We start from the raw sequence: 18,787 nt of genomic DNA, 5'->3' as shown, positions 1-18,787 counted from the left end.
TTTAATGAATAAATAGCTTGTAATCATTCAAAAAATGCTTTTTCAGCAGTAGCTGTCCCTCCTTCTCCTCCAGCTCATAGCGATAAAATATATCTCCATAATCATGCAACTGCTGATCCTTGCGATTCTTCGGATGAACAGTCTGATAACAAAGCAAATAGCTATGCTTGCTCGCCCTGCTCATCTCTTCCTCCAAAAGCAACTTATCCAATAAAAATAGAGCAAAAACAGCTTGTTTATTAGCTCGACCAGCCAAGACAACAGCTTCTGCCTCATAGGGATCTATATAATAAGTCGAAAGCCTTGGATCTGCTTTATTATCTACAAAAAATGCTTGTTTGCTTTTCCCCCAATCTAGCTGTAAAATTAGTCGCTTAAAGGCCTCTACATCCTCTTTACCTCAATCTTTTAAACGTTTTTTTGAGCCTGCCAAAACCTTATTTAAAAACACTGTTTGCTCAAAAACGGCATAATCCTCCGCAATAAGTTGCCTCAAATCAGTATTATTTTGTAAGAATAACAACTGCTCAAAATCACTAAGCGCCTCCCAGTCTTCAGGGTAATCCAAGACCTTCAAGAAGCTTTTGGCTCCCAGCTCTTTCCTTTTCGCCCTATAGATAGCCGCTGCAATTGCCGCAAACTGCTTCTGATGCAAATAATTACTAATGGGCTTGATTTCATGATAATGCTGCTGCATCAACTCATTGGCAGCCTGCTCAAAATCTAGCGCTACTGGCACTCTTTGACAAGATGATAGGCCCAAAAACAGTAGCCATAAGAATAAGTTGAGGAATCTTTTTATCTGCATATCCATATTTATTTTTGGGGGCCTGCCGCCTTTGGCGGCCGGGCTGTTTCGCAGCTCGCTGTTCGCTCGGCCCTTCGGCGCTTTCAGCGCCTTGGTCTGGCCTGCGGCCACTGCTGCACATCGCTAGGCCTGCGGCCCTTCGGGCCTGCTAGCTGTGGACTGTAGGTTGAAACCTACAGCCAGACAACAACCCCATTCTACATCTATAGTGCGGAGAGGATTAAAATCCTCTACCGCTTTGAACAAGGATTATTTTTTCTTCGGTTGTTTGATTTTATTTTTGTCTCCCCTATAAATTTCATAGGAACCCTAGGGCCAAGGCCCTAGGCTATAAAATCGATCATCCCCTCCTTCGAGGGGATTTTTTCATATTGTTTGGCGGTTGTTTTTTGAACCTGTGGGTTGAAACCCACAGCAACGAAAGAGGCCATACTAAGCACGATAAAATGAGCCGATGGTTGAAACCATCGGCCCATAATGAGTTATAATAAACAGCAAACAAGAGCTAAAATGTTTATTTATGGAGGGTTTCAACCCTCCGTTGAACACAAAAATGCATTTGTTAATTGGCTGTAGGTTTCAACCTACAGTCCATGGCCGAAGGCCAAACGGCCTAGCGATGTGCAGGGGTGGCCGAAGGCCAGACCAAGCGGGCGCAGCCCGCGCAGGGCCGAGCGAGCAGCGAGCCCCGCAACGTAGCGCCCGCCGAAGGCGGGAGGCCCCTAAAAAACTTATTATAAAAATTGATACTTTTTAACTTAATCAATAGCTAACAATTCGATTTGTGCGGCAATAACTAAGAAAAATGCGTCTTCATCTGTGGCGAGTTTAAATAATGAAGTTAGGCCTCCTTCTGTCAAGCTCTCCTGTATATATTGACGATTAACTTGCTCAATAAAAGAAAAGTCAACGGATTCAATAAATGGCTTAGTAGGCTCCCAAGTCCAGCAGCGACCTAGGTTAAAATAATTCAGGCCCTCGAATTTAAGCTTATATGTAGGACTATATGTCAAATCTTCTCCTAGATTTAATACCAATGTTTCATCCATAACTGAAGCAACTTCTACATCTAACCATAGATGGTTGCTTAATTTCTTATTTATCTCTCTCAACTTATCGGCCCACATTATCAACTGTATTTAATAGTATATGAGTTTAGTTTCCGTCTTCAAGGAGATTTTTTGCCCCAAATCAAAGTTGTACATAGGCGGGATGCAATAGCCTTAAAGCTAATTATTTTCCTCCAAGATAAATGCACAATAACGGCCATCCTGATTCACAGCTAAAGTAAAAATTTTTCCTTCTTGATAAAAATTAAGTACGCTTTCAACATTTTTTTCATCAAAGTCGAATAGGCAGTCTTCACTAGATAATTTAAACTTTCCTGATGCTAAGATTTCTCCATAATACCCCGAATAAACCTGAGCATAGATATACATATTGTTATTCTTCTGAACTATTGAGTCTACATTCAGCCAATTTCCACCATCATATCCCCCAAGCCATCTGGCAGTTTGTGGAACAGCTTCTGGTTTTGGGAATGGAATATAATCTTCTGGAAAAGCAGCATTGTAGTGTAGGTTGAAAATGAAAAATATTATTTTAATAATATCCATAATAGCTGGTGTTTTAAGGTACTTGTGCAAAAAGACAAAACAACTATATACTACTGGATTAAACCCTTGGTTATTTATTCATTGCCGTTATTTTATAGTTGCTGGAGCAAAGGGAGAATAATCAAATTCTGAAGAATGCTCAAAAACCGCCTTCCAGCCGCTACCATCCTCTAATACTTGATATTGAAAATCAGGTATTTTCTCAAAGACTATTGAAAGATAGTCTGCCTTTCTTCTTGGTCCTCTATCTAGGATAACCTCAAATCCATCATCAAAAACAGTTTTATAGTAATTAGAGAAAACCTCTAATGAATGTGGAGGCGACATAAGACTATCAATAAACACAACCGAAAATACATTCTCCGCTTTTTTAGGCTTAAGATTCAGCTTTAGTTTTTTGACTCTGTGGCATATTTGGCTGTAAGATATCGGCTTGACATCCAAATTATATTCGGAAATAACGCATTTTAGAATACCTTCTAATTGTCGATATCCAAAGGAAAAAAGCACTTTTAAGCGGAATAAATAGCGAATAAATTCATCGGAAATGGTTTTAGGTCTGCCGCGTTTTGAAGGCTTAGCTATGAGGTTTTTGCTTGCCAAAGGCGGGAACCAAACTTACCTTGGGCCGTATAAAATCTGTTGATTAGGGCGTAATTCTGTAAGGTTTTTTCTACATTTGTCATGGGACAGCTCGAGGTTTTATTGTTCGTCGAAAAAACTTAAATCTACGGGGCTTGTCCCTTTTTTATGCCTAATTCGCAAGTTTTTTTTGTAATTAACTGGTTTTTAATTTGTTAGATTCATGCAACAAGGCCTACAGTTTCATGAACAGTCTCGACGAAAACCTAATTGCGGATATATTTCCCTATAGCTGCTGGTAAGCCATTATTCACCTCAACATATCCAATTTGGTTTTCTAGCAAATACTCTGGCCTTATTATTCTAGTTTTCGTATTGTAATAGAATTTCTTTTCATCAAATTCATGCAAAAATAATATTCTTGTCACCCTCTCTCTATTCTTACAAGTATCTAAATAGCTGGCTCCATCCTCCATAAGACTGAATTTTCCTTCCCTATATTTACAATGAGAATAATTTTGAGTCTCCAGAATATGCATTTCATAACCATTATCCATCTCTAATACATCTTTCAATGTCAGAGAAACTTTAGTTCCACTACACTCCTTCTCAATACATGAGTTTAGCATAAAAAACATGGCTATTCCCAACACTAATCTCTGTAAAAAACCTGTACTAGTTAGAATCATAAAAACCTATCTTTTTTGTTTAAAAACCTATCATCATTTAGGAACAACTATACCTAGCTCATTAAATTTTAATGGCATCTGAGCTCTAGTCCTCCAAGATCTGTAAGCTTTATCTAGACTCGCATTATAATTTATTTTTCCATTTTTTGATGTATAAATTGGCATAATTTGTACGCCTACCCCAATGCTTAAACAGAAAATCTCTTAATTTAAGGTGGATTTTCTATCTAAAAAATCACCATCCCCTCCTACGAGGGGATTTTTCTTTGCCGTTGTGGTTCGGCTATTATTTTTTGAACCTGTGGGTTGAAACCCACAGCAACAAAAGCGGCCAAACTAAGCACAATAAAATGAGCCGATGGTTGAAACCATCGGCCCATAATGAGTTATAATAAACAGCAAAGAAGGGCTAAAATGTTTATTTGTGGAGGGTTTCAACCCTCCATTAAACACAAAAATGCATTCGTTAATTGGCTGTAGGTTTCAACCTACAGTCCATATAGCAGGCCCGAAGGGCCGCAGGCCTAGCGATGTGCAGGGGTGGCCGCAGGCCAGACCAAGCGGGCGCAGCCCGCGCAGGGCCGAGCGAGCAGCGAGCCCCGAAACAGCCCGGCCGCCAAAGGCGGCAGGCCCCTAATCTTCTATTTTAAACGCTTTTACATGCACTTTATAATTCCCATCTTCAATTTTGAGAGTATATAAAACATCTTCCTCCCTATAAAACCAAATAGAGTTTTCTAGCGACTCTAGTTCTCCATAACCGATCACTTTTTCGGGTGCATCTATATGCCTAAGCAAAAAAATACTCCCTGATTCACATTGATCAAATTTATTAAACAGTATCCCTAGCTTAATGCAGTCTAATTTATGTAAAAAAACATCATAGCAGTTTGTATCTACCTCTGATCGAACAACTTCAGGGATTAACTCATCTATAGTTAGCGGCTCTCGATATCCATCCACAATAATATTAGCACTACTATCCTCTTTTTGCGCATACAAAATAAAAGGGGCATAACATAAAACTAAAAACAAGAGGCTAAATCTAATCATCATTAAGCTATTTAGTATAAAATAGGTGTAGATAAAAGATGCCTAAATGATGATTAAAGTTGTGTGTGGCTGGCAAGGCCCTTTTAGTCTTGATAAACAGGGAGCAGCAAAAAAGATTGGGCCTCTTGAATCGAGCGGAACAACAAATCGTATTCTTTGTCGGTATAAGCGCCCTCAAAAATGTCCTTATCGCTAGAAGCCAAAGAAAGGCGCAGGCGAGAGCCCTTTTGCAACTGCCAAGCCGCCGGCAAAAGCTGCAAACGCAATTCTAGCCATTGCTGGGCGACAACCGCCTGGGCATCCTTGCGCAAATGGGTCGATTGCCAGGCGGTTTTGGGGCGATGACTGGCCCGCAATTGGCCCTCCGTGATATAATGAACACTGCCATCGGGTTTGAGCTCGGAAAGATAGACATAGATATCGGCCAAATCTTCGGTAGATTGTAGTTGCAACTGCAATTTGCTCTCCCCTACAATTTCTAGCGGAGCCGCTAAAAGGGGACCATCAAAATGCAACAAAGAGGCAGATCGCTGGGCCCAATCGGCATAAGTGTAGGGACTTTTGACCTTGCCATTCACGGCGGTCCAGCGATTCACCTCTCCGGTACCAAACTGATGATCGGCCACTATTTTTTGCTCGCTTAAGGGGGCAAAACTAGGCTGCAAACCTGCATCCGACAAAAATAAACTGTCCCAAACTACTGCCGCAGGAGGCCAAGTTTGAGCAGCCCGCCAGCGCTCGGCCCCAATGCTATAATAATGTATGGGCGCTTCTTGGGCCAAGGCATTTTTTTGCCCCTTCAAATGATAATCAAAGAACTTGAGCAGCTCGCCCGCATGATCGAATTGGGCCAAAGAAGGACAATAGGGACTAATATTGTAGGCGCCGCCATGCTCCCAAGGACCCAAAATCAATTTGTGCGCCCCGGCTCCCAAATCTAAATGTCGCTTGATGGCTGCCTCGGCATAGGCCCCATCCTGCCAGCCGCTATAAGAGTAAACCGCCACCCCAGAAGCACGCAAGGCATCAATATAAAGATGAGGACTAAAATAATCGACTTTGCGGCCCGCCCCTTGGCGAGGACGATCATCTCGAAAATCAACTTCTAAAGCCCCCTCATGCACATTTTTATTCTCTTCATGGCTGCTGACCGCCTTGCCCAATTGCTTCTTTTTTTTGCGCACAGGCGCGACCCCTTTAATCAACCATTTGTAGGCCTCAGCATTGGGGGGCAACTCATTGGCATCCATTAAGGCATTGGCATCTCCCCAATTAGAAGTAAACCAACGATTGTGAATGCCGCCTGGAAAAGCATTGTCCGCATAAACATCATATAAAGAAAACATCAGGGCCACCGCCTTGAGATTGGGATGCTGCTGTATAGCCAAAAACTCGGCAGCAGTGCCCCCATAAGACACCCCCAAACTTCCAATCTGACCATTGGACCAAGGCTGCTTCACAATCCAATCCAAAATTTCAGCCCCATCAGCCTGCTCTTCTGGACTCCATGGATGCAAACGCTGCCCAAAAGAAGCCCCAGAACCCCGAACATCTACATTGACAATCGCATAACCCTCATCTAAAAAGCGCTGTACCATCTTGCCCGTTCGTCCCAATAAACCCCTAGAAAACAAACTAAAGGGAAATCGCAACTGCGGCCGACGCCAATAACGAGTCTGTCGTACAATGGTCGGCAAACGCTCTCCCGCCTTGATATTTTTAGGCAAATACAGATCTATGGCCAAAGCGGTACTATCTCGCATATACAAATAAAAAGAGCGCATCTGCATCCCCTTATAAGGATCTTCCCGAGGCTGATGCGCCGATAATAAATCATCGGCCGCATCACAGGCAGGCAACTGCTTGAGCGCCTTTTTAGACAAGGGCTGCGCCCATAAAAAACTACTAATCAAAGAAATAAACAACAGCAGGAAAAATCGACTCAACATAAATTAGGTCTCTAAACGTAAAACATAAGGTCTATCCCCTACAAAATATATTAACTAAACGGTTGTTCAAAGTATTTAAAGCTTAAATCTATCTAGACTTGTTAAAAAAAAGGTAAGCCCCTTGAAAAATTGTAGTAAGACTGATTTTTAGTCTAAAATTGATGTATTCATAAATATAAATATAGGTATAAATGAACAGCAGAAGAAATTTCATCAAGCAGTCATCCGCCTTAGTTGCTCTAGGCGGCCTTTCGCTCAACCAGCTTCAACAAAAAGAAGAAAATATGCATACAGAAAAAAACGAAAATCGCCCCAAAGTTTTGTTCTTTGATGTCAATGAAACACTTCTTGACCTTACCGCCATGCGCAAGAATGTAGCTAAAGCACTAAATAATCGTGAAGACCTGCTTCCACTTTGGTTTACCACCATGTTGCAATATTCTTTAGTCATGACCTCGGCTCGCCAATATCAAGATTTTGGTATTATTGGCGCTGCTGCCCTACAAATGGTAGCAGCTAATCAGGGAATAACAATAAGCGCTGAAGAGGCAAAACAAGCCATTGTTGGCCCACTCCGCTCCTTGCCCCCTCATCCAGAGGTAAAAGCGGCACTAGCAAAGCTCAAAAAAGCAGGATTTAAGCTGGTCTCCTTTACCAACTCCTCTAATGCTGGTGTAAAAACCCAATTTACCAATGCTCAATTGCTCGACTACTTTGATGATCGCCTAAGTGTAGAAGATATCGGAAAGTATAAACCGCATGCAGATGCTTATGATTGGGCCGCCAGAAAAATGGCTGTTAATCCCAAAGATTGTATGCTGATTGCCGCTCATGGTTGGGATATCGCTGGGGCAATTTGGGCCAATTGGCGAACAGCCTTTATTAGCAGAGCTGGAGCACAACTCTTTCCCCTCGCTCCAGCCCCCGAATTACAAGAAGTTAACTTAGATAAAATTGCCAACCAACTCATCAAGCTGAAGTAAATCCTCTTCAAGCCGTCTTTAATTTTTGAGCAAAAAAAGACGGCCTTTTTATTTTTTCTCAAAAAGTTTTTTGCAACTCGAGCTTTTTTATTAGTTTGAAAAAATGCCCTAAATTTTTTAACCATAAAATATAGCTAATGAAAACTAAAAAAGCAATTGTAGAAAACTGGCTCCCACGCTATACGGACACCCCTCTAGAAGACTTTGGCAAATATATTTTGCTGACTAACTTCAGCAATTATGTACAACTCTTTGCCGATCGCTATGGCGTAGAAATTCGCGGAAAAGGCAAAGCCATGCAAACCGCCACCGCCGATGGCATTACGATCATCAACTTCGGAATGGGAAGTCCCAATGCCGCTACAATCATGGATCTGCTCTCCGCCATCAAACCCAAAGCCTGCCTTTTCTTGGGCAAATGTGGGGGCTTGCGCAACCAAAAAAATAAAGTGGGCGACTGGATTCTCCCCATCGCCGCTATCCGTGGCGAAGGTACTTCTAACGACTATTTCCCACCAGAAATCCCGGCCCTCCCCTCTTTTGCCCTCCAAAAAGCCATCTCTACGACCATTCGCGACCATAATCTAGATTATTGGACGGGGACCGTATATACCACCAACCGCCGCGTCTGGGAATATGATGAGGATTTTAAAGAATATCTCCGCAAAATGCGCTGCCTCGCTATTGATATGGAAACCGCTACCCTATTTATCGCAGCCTTCCAAAATAAAATCTCTGCCGGGGCCCTCTTGCTCGTTTCCGATATGCCCATGACGCCAGAAGGCGTAAAAACAGATAGTAGCGATAATAAAGTTACCGCCAATTATGTAGAGGAACATCTCGATATGGGCATTGGCTCCCTCAAGCAAATCATGAACGATGGCTTGACCGTTCGCCACCTCAAATTCTAAGGCATTTTTTGCAATAATTCGGGCCGATATTCAAAGTGCATAGTATCATAATGATACCATTTGCCCCCCCAAATAAAACCGTATTCCTCAAATAAAAGGACCAACTCCATCGGAATGCGGTTTTTATAGGCAATGATCCGCTTTCCCTCTGGATCATTGCCTTTGACGGCCCAACGCCAATAATTCGAATAGGCCACATTGATATCGATGGTCATGCCAAAACTATGCATGCTCTGCCGATTGGTCCCCGCAATTTTTCGCCAGTTGAAGGTCCCCCCCGGATTTTGCAAGTATTTATGCAAATGAGGCATCGTATCCAAACGATTGGACAAAGCCTGCAACTTATCCGCCACCCCATTTACCTCCGTCATTTGCAACTTGATGCCCAAACTCTTTGGCAACCAAATTACGGTTTTTAAGTTTTTACGCACCTCCCCAGCCGAAGCCCCATACATTTTCTTAAAAAAGGGCTCATAACGCACCCGACCAGGATCTTCCCCTCGCAAAGGCGTTGCACTCAAGCCCCTAGGATAAGGCATGGCTGCAATTTGGTCCTCCAAATCCGGCTCCGTCAATAACTGCAAAAATGTTTTTGTTCGCCCATCATCAAAGGGCATGCGGCTGCCATCTTTCCAAATAATCTCCCGCTCATTCACTTCCAAAAAAGCATCGGGATAAGCCGCTTCTAAAGCCGCTAAGGCCGCCTGTTTTTGCCCCCAAACAAAGCTAGACATAGCGAGCATAAAGAGGGTACTTACTGTTTTTATCATCTTATTTTTGTTGTTTTGGGGCCTCCGCTGCGGCTTCGCCTTGCGGCGCTACGTTTCGGGGCTCGCTGCTCGCTCGGCCCTTCGCTTTTTCGCTGCGCTCAAAAGCTCGGTCTGGCCTGCGGCCACCCCTGCGCATCGCTAGGCCAGCGGGCTTCGCCCGCTTCTACACCCAAAATAGTTTTGGCCCTCAGCAAAGCAGGAAGTTCCCTTAATTTTCGTAAATTCGCCCTCTAAAATTACGATAAAAAATGAATTACCTCAGCGTAGAGGGCCTGAATAAAGCCTATGGCGATCGCGTCCTCTTTACCGATATTACCTTCTATATCAACCAAGGCGATAAAGTAGCCTTGGTGGCCAAAAACGGAACGGGCAAAACCTCTTTGCTCCGTACCCTAGCCGGCGAAGAAAGCCCAGAAGGCGGAAAAGTTTGGCTACATCCCAATATCCAAACCGTTTTCCTCAAGCAAGAGCCCAATATGAGCCCCCTGCTTACGGTCTTTGAAGCCGTCTACCAATCGGCCAACCCCATCATGCAAGCCTTGGCCAATTATGAAAAGGCCATGAAGCAACCCGAAAATGCCGAGCATTTGCAAAAAGCACTCAGCGATATGGATCGCCTAAATGCTTGGAATTATGACCAAAAGGTCAAAATGATTCTCTCCGTCCTTAAAGTAGATTATCTGGACCGCCCCCTCGGCCAACTTTCTGGTGGACAAAAAAAACGGGTGGCCCTAGCCAAAGTCCTCATCGACGAACCCGATTTCCTTATCTTGGATGAGCCCACCAACCACCTCGATCTCGATATGATTGAGTGGCTACAAGATTATCTCAAGCAAGCTAAAATCACCTTGCTAACCGTTACCCACGACCGCTATTTCCTAGATGCCGTTTGTAACCAAATCCTAGAACTGGACCAGCAAGAACTCTTCAAATATGCTGGCAATTATAGCCAGTTTTTAGAGAAAAAAGCCCTGCGCCAAGCCAATGAGGCCGCCAACTTGGCCCGAACCAAAAAGCTCTACAAAAAAGAGCTGGAATGGATGCGCAGACAACCCCAAGCCCGTGGCACTAAGGCCAAATCTAGAGTAGATGACTTCTACCAAATTGAGGCCAAGGCCAAGAAAAAAACCGAAGAAGGCGAACTCGAACTCGATATCCAAATGAGCCGCCTAGGCTCCAAAATCCTTGAGCTACACAATATCTCTAAAAGCTATCGCGGACAAATTCTCTTCGAGAAGCTGGATTATAAGTTCAGAAAACGAGACCGCCTAGGCATTATTGGCCGAAACGGTACAGGTAAATCTACCCTACTCAATATTATTACCCAAAACCTGGCCTCCGATACCGGCAAAGTGGTGCATGGGGAAACCCTTAAAATTGGCTATTATACCCAAGCCAATATGCAAATCAAAACCGATAAAAAGGCCCTAGATGTGGTCCGCGATATTGCTGATTATATTCCTATGAATGGCGGCAAAAAGCTATCGGCCTCCCAACTGATGGAGCGCTTTTTATTTGACCCCAGCAAACAACAAACCTTCATTTCTAAATTGAGTGGAGGAGAGCTGCGCCGCCTACATTTACTTTGCATCCTGATGGATAACCCCAACTTCCTGATTCTGGATGAGCCCACCAATGATTTAGATATCGTTAGTTTACAGGTCCTTGAAGAGTTTTTACAGGAGTTTCCCGGCTGCGTGCTTTTGGTTTCTCACGACCGCTATTTTATGGACCGTATTGTAGAGCATGTTTTTGTTTTAGGCGAAGGCAGCCAGGTCCGTGATTTCCCTGGCAACTATACCGATTACCGCCTAGCCCAAGCCGAGGCCCAAAAAGCCGAACAGCTACAAAAAGAAGCCGAAAAAAAGGTCGAAAAACAAAAGGTAGAAGTCAAAAAGAGCCGAAACCCCTCTAAAGAGGAACGCAAAGAAATCAAAAAGCTAGAACGCCAAATCGAAAAGCTGGAAGAGAAAAAACAAAAACTTTCCGAAGGCTTTAATGATAGCAGCCTGAGCAGCGAGCAAATTGTAGAATTATCCAAAGAGCTCAATCTCATCCAAGAAGAGCTGGACGAGAAAGAAATGCAATGGATGGAACTCGTTGAAGAACTTAGCTAACGCATAAAATCAACCTCCTATGGCGCCCCCCAACTTAAGCCCTCCAGAAACGAGTCATCGCATTGCCTCCTTTATATTTGACCTCCTCTTTTTAGCTATTTTGACCGGATTTATTAGCTTTTACCTAATCGAAGAAACTAGTTTAGACAGAAGTATTCATCGGTTCTGGCAGTTTTCCCGATCTGATGAAGAAATTATGTTGATCTGGATTATTCATCTTGGTATTGCCTTAGGCTATCATTTTGTTTTGGAACAAAGCAACTGGCAAGCGTCTGCGGCCAAGCGCTTATTTTCCCTTCGCTTGGTCAATCTGCAAGGAGAAAAACCAACCAACAAACAGCTCATTTTGCGGCTGCTCATTAAAGGCTTTTTGCTCAACTTAGGCCTATTGGCTGTTTTTCTAGCTGAGGAGAATGCTCTCCCCTTCTTTCTCTTCTACTATTTGGGTTTATTCTCCCTCAATTTGGTCATTTTGTCTAATAATAAAGAAAAACGAGCTATCCCAGAGCTCTTAACGGGCCTACGTTGGGTGAGAAACAAATAAGTTGGTCCAATTGGCCCGCAGGGCCAAAACGGCTGAGGGATGGAAAGGGTGGCCCGCAGGGCCAGACCGAGCTTTTGAGCGCAGCGAAAAAGCGATGGGCCGAGCAGAACTGCGAGCCCGGCACAGCCCGACCCAGCCGAAGGCTGGGGCAGCCCCAAAAAAAATTTAAAAACTCTATAAAAAGAGGTAGCCACCTCTAAAAAACATATACATGTCTAAATCAGCATCTTTTTTAGTAGAGGGCAATGCCCAATTATCGGGCAGCATTCGCCCACAAGGCGCCAAAAACGAGGCCCTACAAGTGATTTGTGCCGTATTGCTGACGGCCGAAAAAGTAAGCATTAGCAATATTCCCAATATTCGGGATGTGGTCCGTCTAATTGAGCTTTTGCAAGGCTTGGGCGTAGAAGTGGAAAAAGTGAGTGATAACCGCTACAGCTTCAAAGCCGAAAATATTGATCTAGATTATTTGCAGACCCAAGAATTTGTGCAAAAAGCCAGTAGCATTCGGGGTTCTGTGATGATTATGGGGCCTCTTTTGGCCCGTTTTGGCAAGGCCGTTTTGCCCAAACCTGGAGGCGATAAAATTGGTCGCCGCCGTATGGATACCCACCTCAATGGCCTACAATATTTGAATGTAGACTATCGCTATGTGCGCGAGGAGCATATCTTTTTGCTCGAAACCGAAGGCCTCAAAGGCAATTTCATCCTGATGGAGGAGATTTCGGTAACGGGTACGGCCAATGTTTTGATGGCGGCGAGTATGGCCCAAGGGGTGACCACCATTTACAATGCCGCCTGCGAGCCTTATCTACAACAATTGGCCAAAATGCTCAATAGTATGGGGGCCAGAATTACGGGCTTGGGTTCTAACCGCTTGATCGTAGAGGGCGTGGACCAACTTTATGGTACGGGCCACCGCTGCCTGCCCGACATGATTGAAATTGGGAGCTTTATCGGCCTAGCGGCTATGACCAAATCGGCCATTACGATTGAGCAAGCCCGAGTAGATATGCTCGGCAATATTTTGCCCACTTTTGAGCGCTTTGGCATCCAACTCGAAATCCAAGGCGATGATATTCATGTGCCCGCCCAAGATATTTACGAGATCCAAAACTTTATTGATGGCTCGGTCCTCAATGTTTACGACTCGCCCTGGCCCGGCTTTCCGCCCGACCTGATGAGCATTTTGTTGGTGGTGGCCACTCAGGCTAGAGGCAGCGTGCTCATTCATCAAAAAATGTTTGAAAGCCGCCTCTTTTTTGTCGATAAACTTATCGATATGGGTGCTCAAATCATTCTTTGCGACCCGCATCGCGCCACAGTAATTGGCTTAGAGCGCAAATCTCAGCTCAAGGGCATTGAGATGACCTCTCCCGATATTCGCGCGGGGGTGTCTTTGCTCATTGCGGCCCTCTCGGCCAAAGGCAACAGCTTGATCCATCAAATCCATCAAATTGATCGGGGATATGAGCGGATTGATGAGCGCTTGAATGCCTTGGGAGCAAACATTCAACGGATTGAACAATAGAACTAATTTCAGGAAATTATTAGCTTTGCGCTAATTCAAAAATAGAAACCTATGAAACTTTTAGCTGGAAAAGTAGCCCTAGTTACTGGTGGCTCCAGAGGAATCGGCGCCGCTATCGTGAAAAAATTTGCCGAGCAAGGCGCTCATGTGGCCTTTACTTACCGCTCTTCTGCCGAGCAGGCGGAAGCCTTGGCCAAAGAGGCCGAAGCCCTTTCTGAAGGGATTAAGGTCATTGGATACCAATCTGATGCTGCCGATTTTGATCAGGCTGCTCAACTGATTAAAGATATCGTGAAAGAGTTTGGCCAAATCGATGTATTGGTCAATAATGCGGGCATCACTCGCGATAATCTTCTTCTTCGCATGAATGAGCAACAATGGGATGAGGTCATCACCACCAACCTCAAATCGGTTTTCAATTTGTGCAAACAAGTGAGCCGCCCCATGCTCAAAGCCCGCAAAGGAAGCATTATCAATATTACTTCTATTGTGGGGGTTAATGGAAATCCTGGCCAAGCCAACTATGCCGCCTCTAAGGCGGGCATGATCGGTTTTACCAAATCTTTGGCCTACGAAATGGGCTCTAGAAATATCCGCTGTAACGCCATTGCCCCTGGTTTTATCGCTACCGAAATGACCGACGAACTCAGTGAGGAGCTCAAAGAGCAAATGATTAAGAATACGGCCCTACAACGCCTTGGCCAAGCCGAAGAAATTGCCAATGTTTGCCTTTTCTTGGCCTCTGACCTCTCTTCTTATGTAACTGGCGATACCCTAATGGTAACTGGCGGAATGCGCTAGTCCAGCAAGTTTTTAGTCAGTTTAAATAGCTAATCCAATGATTTGGGTTAGCTATTTTTTTTTGCCTCAGGTTCCTCAGTTCGCTGCTGTTTTGGGGCTGCCCCTCGCTCCGCTCGGGTCGGGCTGTGCCGCAGCTCGCTGCTCGCTCGGCCCTGCGTTTTTTTTCGCTGCGCTCAAAAAAACTAGGTCTGGCCTGCGGCCACTGCTATCCATCCCTCAGCCTGCGGCCCTTCGGGCCTGTAAAACCTAAAATTACGCCTCCTAAAGGGATTGGAAACTTTCAGATCCCGCTGCAGGGGACCACTTTTTTTGTGCAAATCAACTCTTGCAAGCTACAAATGCCATTCGGAAACGACCGAAGACCTTAGCCTTCGAATGATTTAGGATTTTATAATAGCTAAGGCTTAAAAGCCAGAGCAAGAAGGGAGCATTCTAGTCCTAATAAAATGGGCCGAAGGTTAAAACCTTCGGCCCATAACTAGAGAGGGATCAGTTGGCTAAGATGAGGTAGATAAAAGGTCAAAAGATTTAAATTCATGCGGGGTTTAGCCTGCATTCCATAAAAAATATTGCGAAGCAATACCATTGTTGCTGTAGGTTTCAACCTACAGTAAAAAGGGCCAAAGGCCCGCAGGCCTAGGGGCCTGAAAGGGTGGCCGCAGGCCAGACCGAAGCCCGAAGGGCTGAAGGGCCGAGCAGACCTGCGAGCCCTGCAAGGGCCCGGCCGCCGAAGGCGGCAGGCCCCAAAAACAAAAAATTAGGCGGAATGTTGTCCATCTTCATCTAGGGATTGGCCGCAATAGGGGCAAAACTTAAACTTTTGGCCAAACTGTTGGCTACAACTAGTTGTTGTTTCTGGGGTTGTTGTTTTATTGGCTTGAGTGGGTTGGGGTTGATCATCTAGGCTCATATTGGGGTCGCGTTCTAGGCGTTCGATAAAGGCTGAAGAGAGGATACCGGCGGGTAGGGCAACGATACCGATCCCTAGGATTGCGATCACGCCAGAGAGGAGTTTGCCTGCGGAAGTGATGGGAAAAACATCGCCATAGCCCACAGTAGTTAGGGTAGCAATGGCCCACCAAAAAGTGGCGATAATATTGGGGAACGCTTTGGGTTGGACATTGCCTTCTACGTACCACATCAGGGTTGAAGAGACCAGCAGCATAACAAAAGTAACAAAGAGCGTGATGCCCAATTCGTTGCGTTTATCAATGAATACATCGCCAACGATAACGATAGAGCGGGTGAGCGAGCTCAGTTTGAGTACACGGAGCAGGCGGGAAATTTTCAGGGCGCGGAGGAAGCGGAAATCGACATGAGCCAATTGGAAGAGAAAGGGCGAAATCGCTAAAAAGTCGATCAGGCCGCCACTAGATTTAAAGAAACGCCAGGCGGCTGCGCCAAAAGATTTTTCTTCTGGATACTTAAAATCGGCAGTTAATAAACGGAGGGAAAATTCTGCGGTAAAAATGATTAGCGTAGTATTCTCGAAGAGGGAAAAGTAGTGGCTAATGATTTTGTTTTGTTGGCTTCGCTCAATCCAGTCTACAAGATTGCCTTCATAGCGGTAGTTGATAAATGACTCGGCAATAATGGCTAAAATACTAAGAATGATAAGTATTGTAATTGCCGTTTCAAAAATCATGGCGGGCATGCTTGAATCTTCTTGATCTAAATCAATAACATCGAAGATATGCCGTCTCAGGCTTTTCTTATTAGTAGGTACGCTCATAGTTGGTATTGGTTTGGGCAAAAATACAAACTTCTTATTGTATTAAGGCTAGAAAGCGTAGAGAAGGCTAGTCAATTGGTCTAGAAAGAATAGCCAAGATCTAGGCCTATGGTAGGAATATAGAGTACATCTGATATCCAGCTATTAGCCGATGCTGGTCTTCTCATGTATAGGCCCGAAACATAGACTCTGAAAAAGAAGCCTTCATATCGTTGAATGCGGTAGCCCAGTATTGGGGCTGTGAGATAGAGGTTGTAGTAGTCTATAGAATTCCGTTCATTGAGTGGAATAGCTAGGCCTGCGCCCACTTCAAAGAATTGTGTTCGGACTTTATTGAGGTAAAAATTAAAGCTAAGATGGGTGTTGATATTTGTTTGTCTGCTTAGGCTTCCAATACCTATACGGCCCGAAAAGTGGTAATTTCGCTCTTGGCCAATAATCCGATCGTAGGAAATACCGAGAAGGACTGAAGTGCCGCCTATAGAAACAGAGACCGCATTTCTAGAAAAGGGCTTACTACTTTTGAAAGCCTTTTGGCTATAATCAAATTCAACCTTGCTCACTTCAGATTGAGCGATACTATCTAGTTGTTTGGGTGGTTCTGTATGTCTAAAGTAAACAAAGCTACTATCTGTGCGCAGAATCTTGGCGCCAATGATTTTGCCATCATTTTTATAAATCAAATCTTGGGCTTGGCTAGCAAAAGCCATACAGAGACAAATAAGTAGGAATAAATAACGCATCTTTTTAAATTAGATAGGTGAATGGGATTATTTCGTTTGAACGATTGGGGAACTAATTAGGTGGGAAAATAGGCCGAAAACTATGGATTTTGCTTGTTTAAGCCCAAATTTTTTTCCTTTGCTTTTTTGTATCTTGCCCCAAGCTAAATTTTCTACAGATGAACTGGAAATCTCTCTTTATCGATAATCATTTTGGCAAGGGAAAAATCCCTAGCCCAATTGCTCAGGTTTTGGGCATTTTTGCCGCTGCCCTACTCATGATGCTGGCTGGTGGCGTAGCGAGTAGCGCCAACTGGACCTGGATGGTAGCCGGCGCTATGCTGATGTTTTACGCTCTAGTGAATAGCGTGCTCAGCATTTTTGCCGCCCAGCGCATGCGCTATTACCAATTTTCGCTCTACGGAACGATGTTCCTCTTTTTTGCCCTAGGCGGCCTCGCCCAACTTATCTCTGGCCAAAGCATCTTTGAAGGTCCGGCCAACAATCGAAGCATTTTTATTGTACTACTCTTGGCCTATTTTTCGCTCATGGCTCTAGCTTTTATGCTTCGTTCTTTAGCCGATTTCATGAAGGCAAAGGATGAGGAAATTCACAAGAACTAATATTATTTATGCGCTATTTATCGCTCGCTTTTCTTCTCCTTTTTGGCCTGCAAAACTTGTTGGCCCAAGATGATTATGTCATCTCTGACCTTCAATATACCGATTATATTTATCGAGATTTTGTGGCCTCTTGCCGCTTTTATCCCGATGACTCTGAAGTGGATTATCCCATCATTCAACTAGGGAGCTCCAGCAAATTGATCCTCGAATTTGATGATCTAGAGGCAGATAATAAAGATTATAACTATAAAGTTATTCACTGCGATCGCAACTGGCAACCTTCTGAGGATATTGATCCTCTCGATTATATCGACGGTTTTCAAGAGAACCGCTTTTATGAAAGCCTCAGCTCTTTTGGAACCCGCACAGAGTATCTGCACTATAACTTAGAACTGCCCAATGATGATGTCAAATGGACCAAATCAGGAAATTACCTGCTCTTGGTTTACCTCAATAATGATGAGGAAGATCTTGTCCTTAGCCGCCGTTTTGTGGTCTATGAACCCCAAATGAATGTGCAAGTCACTACCCGCCGATCAGCTATTCCACCCTACGGCCAAACACATCAAGAACTTAGCTGCCAACTCCAACATGCAGGCATGAATGTAACCAACCCCAATCAAGATATCAAATTGACGGTGATTCAAAACTGGAACTGGCCCCAAGCCCTCAAAAATCTAGAACCTACCTTTGTCGAAGAAGAAGTGATCCATTTCGATCGCCAAGGTCAAATCGTTTTCCCTGGCCAAAGAGAATTTCGCCCACTCGATATCCGCAGCTTCCGCCACCGTGGCCCACAGGTCCAAAACCTAGCCCGCACCAACGAAGGCTTTGAGCTGCTGCTCTTTCCCGAAAAAGAACGAAAATATAGCCCTTACCTTTTTACCAATGACCTCAACGGTAAGTTTATCATCGCCTCCTACGATGCCGATAATCCCGAAGAAAGAGGCGAATATGGCCAGCTCTTTTTCCAATTCATCAGCCCAGAATACCCCGATGCCCGCGTTTTTGTCTATGGCGGCTTTTCCGACTTCAAGGCCTATCCCCAATACGAGCTCAACTACAATAGCGAAAAAGGCCAATACGAAGGCATCCTCCTCTTTAAAAATGGCTTCTATGATTATGGCTACGGCCTGCTCCGAAACGGCGAAAAGCAATTGGACCAAGAAGAATTGGAGGGCAATCGCTTTGAAACCGAAAATGATTACCTATTTTTAGTCTATTACCGCCCCTTTGGCGGCCGCTACGATCAAGTGGTGGCCTTCCAAAAAGCTAGTTCTACACATAGATAGTATTTTTTGGGGCCTCCTGCCTTCGGCAGGCGCTACGCTTTGGGGCTCGCAGGTCTGCTCGGCC

The 18,787-nt window shown here is 44.4% G+C and carries 19 protein-coding genes; 8 read left to right on the top strand and 11 right to left on the bottom strand.

Annotation, left to right across the window (positions count from 1 at the left end):
- Position 1 precedes the first annotated feature (1 nt).
- The 8 genes from PPO43_RS13650 to PPO43_RS13615 all read right to left on the bottom strand — a co-directional run bounded on the left by PPO43_RS13650 (position 2) and on the right by PPO43_RS13615 (position 6,697).
- Entirely contained in the window at positions 2 to 256 is a 255-nt protein-coding gene (locus PPO43_RS13650) for a hypothetical protein (RefSeq protein WP_272618711.1), read from the bottom strand.
- A gap of 144 nt (positions 257 to 400) precedes the next feature.
- Positions 401 to 808, bottom strand: coding sequence for a hypothetical protein (locus PPO43_RS13645; protein ID WP_272618708.1), 408 nt, complete (start codon positions 806 to 808; stop codon positions 401 to 403).
- Between the two features lie 758 nt (positions 809 to 1,566).
- Positions 1,567 to 1,935 carry a hypothetical protein gene (locus PPO43_RS13640; RefSeq protein WP_272618707.1) on the bottom strand — a complete coding sequence of 123 codons (369 nt, stop codon included), beginning with the start codon at positions 1,933 to 1,935 and terminating at the stop codon, positions 1,567 to 1,569.
- Between the two features lie 102 nt (positions 1,936 to 2,037).
- Positions 2,038 to 2,424 (bottom strand): hypothetical protein, encoded by a 387-nt coding sequence (locus PPO43_RS13635; protein WP_272618706.1) that lies wholly within the window; start codon positions 2,422 to 2,424, stop codon positions 2,038 to 2,040.
- 87 nt (positions 2,425 to 2,511) lie between these two features.
- On the bottom strand, positions 2,512 to 3,027 hold the full coding sequence (locus PPO43_RS13630) for a transposase (protein WP_272618705.1): 516 nt from the start codon (positions 3,025 to 3,027) through the stop codon (positions 2,512 to 2,514).
- 245 nt (positions 3,028 to 3,272) lie between these two features.
- The gene (locus tag PPO43_RS13625; protein ID WP_272618703.1) at positions 3,273 to 3,695 is read right to left on the bottom strand and encodes a hypothetical protein; all 423 of its coding nucleotides are present in this window, start codon (positions 3,693 to 3,695) and stop codon (positions 3,273 to 3,275) included.
- Positions 3,696 to 4,328: 633 nt separating this feature from the next.
- On the bottom strand, positions 4,329 to 4,751 hold the full coding sequence (locus PPO43_RS13620) for a hypothetical protein (protein WP_272618701.1): 423 nt from the start codon (positions 4,749 to 4,751) through the stop codon (positions 4,329 to 4,331).
- Positions 4,752 to 4,831: 80 nt separating this feature from the next.
- Positions 4,832 to 6,697 carry a CocE/NonD family hydrolase gene (locus PPO43_RS13615; RefSeq protein ID WP_272618699.1) on the bottom strand — a complete coding sequence of 622 codons (1,866 nt, stop codon included), beginning with the start codon at positions 6,695 to 6,697 and terminating at the stop codon, positions 4,832 to 4,834.
- A 191-nt stretch (positions 6,698 to 6,888) separates the two neighbouring features.
- Here PPO43_RS13615 and PPO43_RS13610 point away from each other — a divergent pair, with 191 nt between their 5' ends.
- Positions 6,889 to 7,680, top strand: a complete 792-nt coding sequence (locus tag PPO43_RS13610; protein WP_272618696.1) for a haloacid dehalogenase type II — start codon at positions 6,889 to 6,891, stop codon at positions 7,678 to 7,680.
- A 137-nt stretch (positions 7,681 to 7,817) separates the two neighbouring features.
- On the top strand, positions 7,818 to 8,591 hold the full coding sequence (locus PPO43_RS13605; protein ID WP_272618694.1) for an AMP nucleosidase: 774 nt from the start codon (positions 7,818 to 7,820) through the stop codon (positions 8,589 to 8,591).
- On the opposite strand, the gene PPO43_RS13600 is transcribed toward PPO43_RS13605, so the two are convergent.
- Positions 8,588 to 9,361, bottom strand: coding sequence for a M15 family metallopeptidase (locus PPO43_RS13600; RefSeq protein WP_272618692.1), 774 nt, complete (start codon positions 9,359 to 9,361; stop codon positions 8,588 to 8,590). The genes PPO43_RS13605 and PPO43_RS13600 overlap by 4 nt on opposite strands.
- Before the next feature lie 248 nt (positions 9,362 to 9,609).
- Here PPO43_RS13600 and PPO43_RS13595 point away from each other — a divergent pair, with 248 nt between their 5' ends.
- From PPO43_RS13595 to fabG, 4 genes are all read left to right on the top strand, one after another.
- Positions 9,610 to 11,478 carry an ABC-F family ATP-binding cassette domain-containing protein gene (locus PPO43_RS13595; RefSeq protein ID WP_272618690.1) on the top strand — a complete coding sequence of 623 codons (1,869 nt, stop codon included), beginning with the start codon at positions 9,610 to 9,612 and terminating at the stop codon, positions 11,476 to 11,478.
- A gap of 19 nt (positions 11,479 to 11,497) precedes the next feature.
- Positions 11,498 to 12,022: an RDD family protein gene (locus PPO43_RS13590; RefSeq protein ID WP_272618688.1), complete on the top strand. Its 525-nt coding sequence runs from the start codon at positions 11,498 to 11,500 to the stop codon at positions 12,020 to 12,022.
- A gap of 211 nt (positions 12,023 to 12,233) precedes the next feature.
- The gene (gene murA / locus PPO43_RS13585) at positions 12,234 to 13,553 is read left to right on the top strand and encodes a UDP-N-acetylglucosamine 1-carboxyvinyltransferase (RefSeq protein WP_272618686.1); all 1,320 of its coding nucleotides are present in this window, start codon (positions 12,234 to 12,236) and stop codon (positions 13,551 to 13,553) included.
- 51 nt (positions 13,554 to 13,604) lie between these two features.
- Entirely contained in the window at positions 13,605 to 14,354 is a 750-nt protein-coding gene (gene fabG / locus PPO43_RS13580) for a 3-oxoacyl-[acyl-carrier-protein] reductase (RefSeq protein ID WP_272618683.1), read from the top strand.
- Between the two features lie 757 nt (positions 14,355 to 15,111).
- Here fabG and PPO43_RS13575 read toward each other — a convergent pair.
- Both PPO43_RS13575 and PPO43_RS13570 read right to left on the bottom strand, forming a co-directional pair.
- On the bottom strand, positions 15,112 to 16,086 hold the full coding sequence (locus tag PPO43_RS13575) for an ion transporter (RefSeq protein WP_272618681.1): 975 nt from the start codon (positions 16,084 to 16,086) through the stop codon (positions 15,112 to 15,114).
- A gap of 80 nt (positions 16,087 to 16,166) precedes the next feature.
- Positions 16,167 to 16,829, bottom strand: coding sequence for a hypothetical protein (locus tag PPO43_RS13570; protein WP_272618679.1), 663 nt, complete (start codon positions 16,827 to 16,829; stop codon positions 16,167 to 16,169).
- A gap of 158 nt (positions 16,830 to 16,987) precedes the next feature.
- On the opposite strand from PPO43_RS13570, the gene PPO43_RS13565 reads away from it, so the two are divergent.
- On the top strand, positions 16,988 to 17,431 hold the full coding sequence (locus tag PPO43_RS13565) for a hypothetical protein (RefSeq protein ID WP_272618677.1): 444 nt from the start codon (positions 16,988 to 16,990) through the stop codon (positions 17,429 to 17,431).
- Between the two features lie 8 nt (positions 17,432 to 17,439).
- Positions 17,440 to 18,723: a type IX secretion system plug protein gene (locus PPO43_RS13560; protein WP_272618675.1), complete on the top strand. Its 1,284-nt coding sequence runs from the start codon at positions 17,440 to 17,442 to the stop codon at positions 18,721 to 18,723.
- The last annotated feature ends 64 nt before the right edge of the window (positions 18,724 to 18,787 follow it).

Origin of the sequence: Saprospira sp. CCB-QB6 (assembly GCF_028464065.1) — a bacterium.
Taxonomy (GTDB): domain Bacteria; phylum Bacteroidota; class Bacteroidia; order Chitinophagales; family Saprospiraceae; genus Saprospira.
Note: the sequence above shows the minus strand (reverse complement) of the source record. Positions and strands in the feature narration are given on the sequence as shown.

Bases quoted from the DNA above. Each gene is read 5' to 3' on its own strand.
- PPO43_RS13605 (WP_272618694.1), top strand. From the start codon at position 7,818: ATGAAAACTAAAAAAGCAATTGTAGAAAACTGGCTCCCACGCTATACG.
- PPO43_RS13610 (WP_272618696.1), top strand. From the start codon at position 6,889: ATGAACAGCAGAAGAAATTTCATCAAGCAGTCATCCGCCTTAGTTGCT.
- PPO43_RS13600 (WP_272618692.1), bottom strand. From the start codon at position 9,361: ATGATAAAAACAGTAAGTACCCTCTTTATGCTCGCTATGTCTAGCTTT.
- PPO43_RS13615 (WP_272618699.1), bottom strand. From the start codon at position 6,697: ATGTTGAGTCGATTTTTCCTGCTGTTGTTTATTTCTTTGATTAGTAGT.
- PPO43_RS13565 (WP_272618677.1), top strand. From the start codon at position 16,988: ATGAACTGGAAATCTCTCTTTATCGATAATCATTTTGGCAAGGGAAAA.
- PPO43_RS13560 (WP_272618675.1), top strand. From the start codon at position 17,440: ATGCGCTATTTATCGCTCGCTTTTCTTCTCCTTTTTGGCCTGCAAAAC.
- PPO43_RS13645 (WP_272618708.1), bottom strand. From the start codon at position 808: ATGCAGATAAAAAGATTCCTCAACTTATTCTTATGGCTACTGTTTTTG.
- PPO43_RS13590 (WP_272618688.1), top strand. From the start codon at position 11,498: ATGGCGCCCCCCAACTTAAGCCCTCCAGAAACGAGTCATCGCATTGCC.
- PPO43_RS13640 (WP_272618707.1), bottom strand. From the start codon at position 1,935: ATGTGGGCCGATAAGTTGAGAGAGATAAATAAGAAATTAAGCAACCAT.
- PPO43_RS13620 (WP_272618701.1), bottom strand. From the start codon at position 4,751: ATGATGATTAGATTTAGCCTCTTGTTTTTAGTTTTATGTTATGCCCCT.
- PPO43_RS13595 (WP_272618690.1), top strand. From the start codon at position 9,610: ATGAATTACCTCAGCGTAGAGGGCCTGAATAAAGCCTATGGCGATCGC.
- PPO43_RS13635 (WP_272618706.1), bottom strand. From the start codon at position 2,424: ATGGATATTATTAAAATAATATTTTTCATTTTCAACCTACACTACAAT.
- fabG (WP_272618683.1), top strand. From the start codon at position 13,605: ATGAAACTTTTAGCTGGAAAAGTAGCCCTAGTTACTGGTGGCTCCAGA.
- murA (WP_272618686.1), top strand. From the start codon at position 12,234: ATGTCTAAATCAGCATCTTTTTTAGTAGAGGGCAATGCCCAATTATCG.
- PPO43_RS13570 (WP_272618679.1), bottom strand. From the start codon at position 16,829: ATGCGTTATTTATTCCTACTTATTTGTCTCTGTATGGCTTTTGCTAGC.
- PPO43_RS13575 (WP_272618681.1), bottom strand. From the start codon at position 16,086: ATGAGCGTACCTACTAATAAGAAAAGCCTGAGACGGCATATCTTCGAT.
- PPO43_RS13625 (WP_272618703.1), bottom strand. From the start codon at position 3,695: ATGATTCTAACTAGTACAGGTTTTTTACAGAGATTAGTGTTGGGAATA.